This is a genomic window from Enterobacter sp. 198 (assembly GCF_009025585.1).
Classification (GTDB): Bacteria; Pseudomonadota; Gammaproteobacteria; order Enterobacterales; family Enterobacteriaceae; genus Enterobacter; species Enterobacter ludwigii.
This window is the reverse complement of the sequence record NZ_WCIM01000034.1, coordinates 328,071-334,561: the sequence shown is the minus strand read 5'-3', so window position 1 is coordinate 334,561 and position 6,491 is coordinate 328,071. Positions and strand designations below refer to the sequence as shown.

Here is a 6,491-nt window from a genome sequence, read left to right as displayed (position 1 = left end):
CACTACAAAGGCAGGTTCTTTAAGGTAAGGAGGTGATCCAACCGCAGGTTCCCCTACGGTTACCTTGTTACGACTTCACCCCAGTCATGAATCACAAAGTGGTAAGCGCCCTCCCGAAGGTTAAGCTACCTACTTCTTTTGCAACCCACTCCCATGGTGTGACGGGCGGTGTGTACAAGGCCCGGGAACGTATTCACCGTAGCATTCTGATCTACGATTACTAGCGATTCCGACTTCATGGAGTCGAGTTGCAGACTCCAATCCGGACTACGACGCACTTTATGAGGTCCGCTTGCTCTCGCGAGTTCGCTTCTCTTTGTATGCGCCATTGTAGCACGTGTGTAGCCCTACTCGTAAGGGCCATGATGACTTGACGTCATCCCCACCTTCCTCCAGTTTATCACTGGCAGTCTCCTTTGAGTTCCCGGCCGGACCGCTGGCAACAAAGGATAAGGGTTGCGCTCGTTGCGGGACTTAACCCAACATTTCACAACACGAGCTGACGACAGCCATGCAGCACCTGTCTCAGAGTTCCCGAAGGCACCAAAGCATCTCTGCTAAGTTCTCTGGATGTCAAGAGTAGGTAAGGTTCTTCGCGTTGCATCGAATTAAACCACATGCTCCACCGCTTGTGCGGGCCCCCGTCAATTCATTTGAGTTTTAACCTTGCGGCCGTACTCCCCAGGCGGTCGACTTAACGCGTTAGCTCCGGAAGCCACGCCTCAAGGGCACAACCTCCAAGTCGACATCGTTTACGGCGTGGACTACCAGGGTATCTAATCCTGTTTGCTCCCCACGCTTTCGCACCTGAGCGTCAGTCTTTGTCCAGGGGGCCGCCTTCGCCACCGGTATTCCTCCAGATCTCTACGCATTTCACCGCTACACCTGGAATTCTACCCCCCTCTACAAGACTCTAGCCTGCCAGTTTCGAATGCAGTTCCCAGGTTGAGCCCGGGGATTTCACATCCGACTTGACAGACCGCCTGCGTGCGCTTTACGCCCAGTAATTCCGATTAACGCTTGCACCCTCCGTATTACCGCGGCTGCTGGCACGGAGTTAGCCGGTGCTTCTTCTGCGGGTAACGTCAATTGCTGTGGTTATTAACCACAACACCTTCCTCCCCGCTGAAAGTACTTTACAACCCGAAGGCCTTCTTCATACACGCGGCATGGCTGCATCAGGCTTGCGCCCATTGTGCAATATTCCCCACTGCTGCCTCCCGTAGGAGTCTGGACCGTGTCTCAGTTCCAGTGTGGCTGGTCATCCTCTCAGACCAGCTAGGGATCGTCGCCTAGGTGAGCCGTTACCCCACCTACTAGCTAATCCCATCTGGGCACATCTGATGGCAAGAGGCCCGAAGGTCCCCCTCTTTGGTCTTGCGACGTTATGCGGTATTAGCTACCGTTTCCAGTAGTTATCCCCCTCCATCAGGCAGTTTCCCAGACATTACTCACCCGTCCGCCACTCGTCACCCGAGAGCAAGCTCTCTGTGCTACCGTTCGACTTGCATGTGTTAGGCCTGCCGCCAGCGTTCAATCTGAGCCATGATCAAACTCTTCAATTTAAGTTTGATGCTCGTGAATTAAACTTCGTAATGAATTACGTATGTTCACTCAGAGACTTGGTATTCATTTTTCGTCCGAGGACGTTAAGAATCCATGTCACTTTGAGTGCCCACACAGATTGTCTGATAAATTGTTAAAGAGCAGTTGCGACGCGGCTTACAGCTCACCGTCGCGAGGTGGCGTATATTACGCTTTCCTCTTTCAGAGTCAACCCTGAAGTTCAGGATTTTTTCTCTTCAACCGACCGGCTTAACTGTGAAGTGATTCACATCTGCCGTGTCGATGGAGGCGCATTATAGGGTGCCGCCGAGGAATGACAAGCGGAAATATGCATTTTTATTTCGACCGCTCACCTTTTCACCAAAAAGGCTATTTTTGGTGCTTTTTAATCTCTTTTGGCAGCTCTGCCAGGCTATTAATCACCCAATCCGCGGCACTCTCTGCTTCAGGGGTCACAGGTTTGCCGGTGCGCACAAGTATTTTAGTCCCCACACCTGCGGCGGTTGCTGCCTGCATATCTTCCAGTTTATCGCCCACCATATAAGAAGCAGCCATATCGATATGCAGGAATTCCTGCGCAGAGATAAACATTCCCGGATGCGGCTTGCGGCAATCACACGTCTGGCGAAACTCTTCTACAGTTCCCTGCGGGTGGTGCGGGCAATAGTAAATGCCATCAAGTTCGACACCGCGGTCAGCCAGCGACCAGTCCATCCATTCCGTCAGCGTCTCGAATTGCGCCTCGGTGAATTTTCCACGTGCGATACCGGACTGGTTGGTCACGACCACCAGCGCATAGCCCATCTCTTTCAGCTGGCGCATGGCATCGATAACGCCCTCGATAAACTCGAACTCATCAATCTCGTGGACATAACCGTGATCCACATTGATAGTGCCATCACGATCGAGAAAAATTGCGGGTACTGATTTTGCCACCGGTTTGCTCCTGAAAAAGGCATGTACAGCTAGTATCTCATGAATCGCAGCGCAATAAAGTGCTCATCGTACAGAGTTGGATTGATTTAGACGTCTGGATGCCTTAACATCCGTTTTGTTTACGGTCATCACCCGTATCTGGCAGAAGAAAATGCCACGGCTAACTTACATACGATAAAAATAATCTAATGATTAAACTTTCCAATATCACCAAAGTGTTCCAGCAGGGGAACCGAACCATTCAGGCGCTGAACAATGTCAGCCTGCATGTTCCTGCTGGTCAAATTTATGGCGTCATTGGCGCATCGGGTGCAGGTAAAAGTACGCTGATCCGTTGTGTTAACCTGCTTGAGCGCCCAACCCAGGGTCGTGTAGAAGTAGGCGGGCAGGAACTGACCGCCCTTTCAGAGAAAGAACTGACGAAAGCACGCCGCCAGATTGGCATGATCTTCCAGCACTTTAACCTGCTGGCCTCCCGTACGGTGTTTGGCAACGTTGCCTTGCCGCTGGAACTGGACAACACGCCAAAAGAAGAAGTTAAGCGTCGCGTAACCGAACTGCTGGATCTCGTCGGCCTAGGTGATAAACACGATAGCTACCCGGCAAACCTGTCCGGTGGACAAAAACAGCGTGTGGCCATTGCCCGCGCGCTGGCAAGTAACCCGAAAGTGCTGCTGTGCGATGAAGCCACCAGCGCATTAGATCCCGCCACTACGCGTTCCATTCTGGAGCTGCTGAAGGACATCAACCGTCGCCTCGGCCTGACCATTCTCCTTATTACACATGAAATGGACGTGGTGAAACGCATCTGTGATTGCGTCGCGGTAATCAGCAACGGTGAGTTGATTGAGCAAGACACGGTCAGCGAAGTGTTTTCCCATCCGAAAACCCCACTGGCACAACAGTTTATTCAGTCCACGCTGCACCTGGATATTCCGGAAGATTATCTGGAGCGTTTAAAAACAGAATCGACAGCGGACAGCGTCCCGATGCTGCGTATGGAGTTCACTGGCCAGTCCGTCGATGCGCCACTGCTGTCCGAAACCGCACGCCGCTTTAATGTGAATAACAACATCATCAGCGCGCAAATGGATTACGCCGGTGGCGTGAAGTTCGGCATCATGCTGACGGAAATGCACGGCACACAAGCAGAAACCCAGGCGGCCATTGCCTGGCTGCAAGAACATCACGTAAAAGTAGAGGTACTGGGTTATGTCTGAGCCGATGATGTGGCTGCTGGTTCGCGGCGTTTGGGAAACGCTGGCAATGACCTTTGTATCAGGCTTCTTTGGTTTTGTGATTGGTCTGCCGGTCGGCGTGCTGCTGTATGTGACGCGCCCGGGACAAATCATTGAGAATGCGAAGCTGTATCGCACCCTGTCTGCACTGGTGAATATCTTCCGTTCTATCCCGTTCATTATTCTGCTGGTGTGGATGATTCCATTTACCCGTGTGATCGTGGGAACGTCTATCGGTTTGCAGGCAGCCATCGTTCCGCTGACCGTGGGAGCTGCGCCGTTTATCGCCCGTATGGTGGAAAACGCCCTGCTGGAAATCCCGACCGGTTTGATCGAGGCTTCCCGCGCGATGGGGGCAACGCCAATGCAGATCGTGCGTAAAGTCCTGCTGCCTGAAGCGCTGCCCGGGCTGGTTAACGCGGCAACCATTACGTTGATTACTCTGGTGGGTTATTCCGCGATGGGCGGTGCCGTTGGCGCCGGCGGTTTAGGCCAGATTGGCTACCAGTACGGCTATATTGGTTATAACGCTACCGTAATGAATACCGTTCTGGTATTGCTGGTTGTGCTGGTTTACTTAATCCAGTTCTCTGGCGATCGCATCGTCCGGACTGTTACTCACAAATAACGTTACACACAACACAAACTCGACGAGTTAAGGATATAACATGGCGTTTAAATTAAAGACCTTTGCAGCGGTAGGCGCGCTGATCGGCTCTCTGGCACTGGTGGGTTGCGGTCAGGACGAAAAAGATCCAAACCACATCAAAGTGGGCGTTATCGTGGGTGCAGAACAGCAGGTTGCTGAAGTCGCGCAGAAAGTCGCGAAAGAGAAGTATGGTCTGGACGTTGAGCTGGTGACCTTTAACGATTACGTTCTGCCGAACGAAGCGCTGAGCAAAGGCGATATCGACGCCAACGCCTTCCAGCACAAACCTTACCTGGATCAGCAGATCAAGGACCGCGGCTATAAACTGGTGGGTGTGGGTAACACCTTTGTTTACCCTATTGCCGGTTACTCCAAGAAAATTAAATCTCTGGACGAACTACAGCCAGGCTCTCAGGTTGCCGTCCCTAACGACCCAACCAACCTTGGCCGTTCCCTGCTGCTGCTGCAGAAAGTGGGCCTGATTAAGCTGAAAGACGGTGTTGGCCTGCTGCCAACCGTTCTGGATGTCACCGAGAATCCGAAAAATCTGAAAATTGTTGAGCTGGAAGCCCCACAGCTGCCACGTTCTCTCGACGACGCGCAGATTGCCCTGGCCGTTATCAACACCACGTACGCCAGCCAGATTGGCCTGACGCCAGCGAAAGACGGTATCTTCGTTGAAGACAAAGACTCCCCGTATGTAAACCTGATCGTGACTCGCGAAGACAACAAAGATGCGGAAAACGTGAAGAAGTTCGTACAGGCTTATCAGTCTGACGAAGTTTACCAGGAAGCCAACAAAGTGTTTAACGGCGGCGCTGTTAAGGGCTGGTAATCTCACCTCAGTGTAATATCATCAAGACGGGCTTATGCCCGTCTTGTCATTTGTGCAGTCAACTGATTCAATATCTGACGTTTTGATTATCCATTGAGGAATTATTATGCGTGCTTTACCGATCTGTCTTTTAGCACTCATGCTGAGCGGCTGTTCTATGCTAAGCAGATCTCCTGTTGAACCTGTCCAAAGCACGGCAACCCCGCCAAAAGCAGAACCCGTAAAACCGAAAGCGCCTCGCCCTGCGCCGGTTCGCATTATTACCAAAGCTGACGAACTCGTGGGTAAACCTTTCCGTGAACTGGGTGAAGTAAGCGGCGAATCCTGTCAGGCTACCAATCAGGACTCTCCACCGAATATCCCAACAGCGCGTAAACGCATGCAGATCAACGCGGCAAAAATGAAAGCCAACGCGGTTCTGCTGCATAGCTGCGAAGTGACCAGTGGAACACCGGGTTGCTACCGTCAGGCGGTTTGCATCGGCTCGGCGCTGAACATTACGGCGAAATGAGTTCATTTCAGTTCGAACAGATAGGCGTTATTCGCTCTCCCTATAAAGAGAAGTTCGCCGTGCCACGCCAGCCAGGTCTGGTCACCAGCGGTGGCGAGCTTCACTTGATCGCGCCCTACAATCAGGCCGATGCCGTACGCGGGCTCGAAGCATTCAGCCACTTATGGGTTGTGTTTGTGTTTCACCAGACGATGGAAGGTGGCTGGCGTCCGACCGTACGCCCTCCTCGCCTGGGAGGCAACGCCAGGATGGGCGTGTTTGCGACGCGCTCAACCTTCCGTCCAAACCCTGTCGGGATGTCGCTGGTCGAACTGAAAGGTATACGCTGTCAGAAGGATCAGGTCATACTGGAGTTAGGCAGCCTTGACCTGGTTGATGGCACGCCGGTTATCGATATCAAGCCGTATCTCCCCTTTGCCGAAGCGTTACCCGACGCCCGCGCAAGCTATGCACAGGAAGCACCGCAGGCAGATATGCCTGTTCACTTCACGGCTGAGATAACCACGCAGCTTCAGCAGCTGGAAACACGCTATCCCCGCCTTCGTGACTTTATCACCGAAGTGCTGGCTCAGGACCCCCGTCCGGCCTATCGTAAAGAAGAGGACGCCGGGAAAACCTACGCCGTCTGGCTGCTGGATTTTAACGTTCGCTGGCGCGTGACCGGGGCAGGTTTTGAAGTGTTTGCCCTTGAACCCAGGTAATTTTGTCCTCCTCTCTTTTGGCATCTTTGCCACACTGGTAAACTAAACCACTTTT

General features: G+C 52.6%; 6 protein-coding genes and 1 rRNA gene. 5 read left to right on the top strand and 2 right to left on the bottom strand.

The features are described 5' to 3' along the window. Positions 1-25 precede the first annotated feature (25 nt). Positions 26-1,565, bottom strand: a 16S ribosomal RNA gene (locus F8561_RS24095). Between the two features lie 370 nt (positions 1,566-1,935). Further along, the gene (gene gmhB / locus F8561_RS24090) at positions 1,936-2,502 is read right to left on the bottom strand and encodes a D-glycero-beta-D-manno-heptose 1,7-bisphosphate 7-phosphatase (RefSeq protein ID WP_014168732.1); all 567 of its coding nucleotides are present in this window, start codon (positions 2,500-2,502) and stop codon (positions 1,936-1,938) included. Between the two features lie 188 nt (positions 2,503-2,690). Between gmhB and metN the strand changes: the two genes are divergently transcribed. The 5 genes from metN to tsaA all read left to right on the top strand — a co-directional run bounded on the left by metN (position 2,691) and on the right by tsaA (position 6,436). Further along, positions 2,691-3,722: a methionine ABC transporter ATP-binding protein MetN gene (metN, locus tag F8561_RS24085; RefSeq protein ID WP_014168731.1), complete on the top strand. Its 1,032-nt coding sequence runs from the start codon at positions 2,691-2,693 to the stop codon at positions 3,720-3,722. Next, complete coding sequence (locus tag F8561_RS24080) at positions 3,715-4,368, top strand: methionine ABC transporter permease MetI (RefSeq protein WP_014168730.1); 654 nt, start codon at positions 3,715-3,717, stop codon at positions 4,366-4,368. Before metN ends, F8561_RS24080 begins: the two co-directional genes overlap by 8 nt. A 40-nt stretch (positions 4,369-4,408) precedes the next feature. Further along, on the top strand, positions 4,409-5,224 hold the full coding sequence (metQ, locus tag F8561_RS24075) for a methionine ABC transporter substrate-binding lipoprotein MetQ (RefSeq protein ID WP_014168729.1): 816 nt from the start codon (positions 4,409-4,411) through the stop codon (positions 5,222-5,224). A gap of 106 nt (positions 5,225-5,330) precedes the next feature. Then, positions 5,331-5,735, top strand: a complete 405-nt coding sequence (rcsF, locus tag F8561_RS24070; protein ID WP_014168727.1) for an Rcs stress response system protein RcsF — start codon at positions 5,331-5,333, stop codon at positions 5,733-5,735. Beyond that, positions 5,732-6,436: a tRNA (N6-threonylcarbamoyladenosine(37)-N6)-methyltransferase TrmO gene (gene tsaA / locus F8561_RS24065; RefSeq protein ID WP_041162435.1), complete on the top strand. Its 705-nt coding sequence runs from the start codon at positions 5,732-5,734 to the stop codon at positions 6,434-6,436. Before rcsF ends, tsaA begins: the two co-directional genes overlap by 4 nt. Positions 6,437-6,491 lie beyond the last annotated feature (55 nt).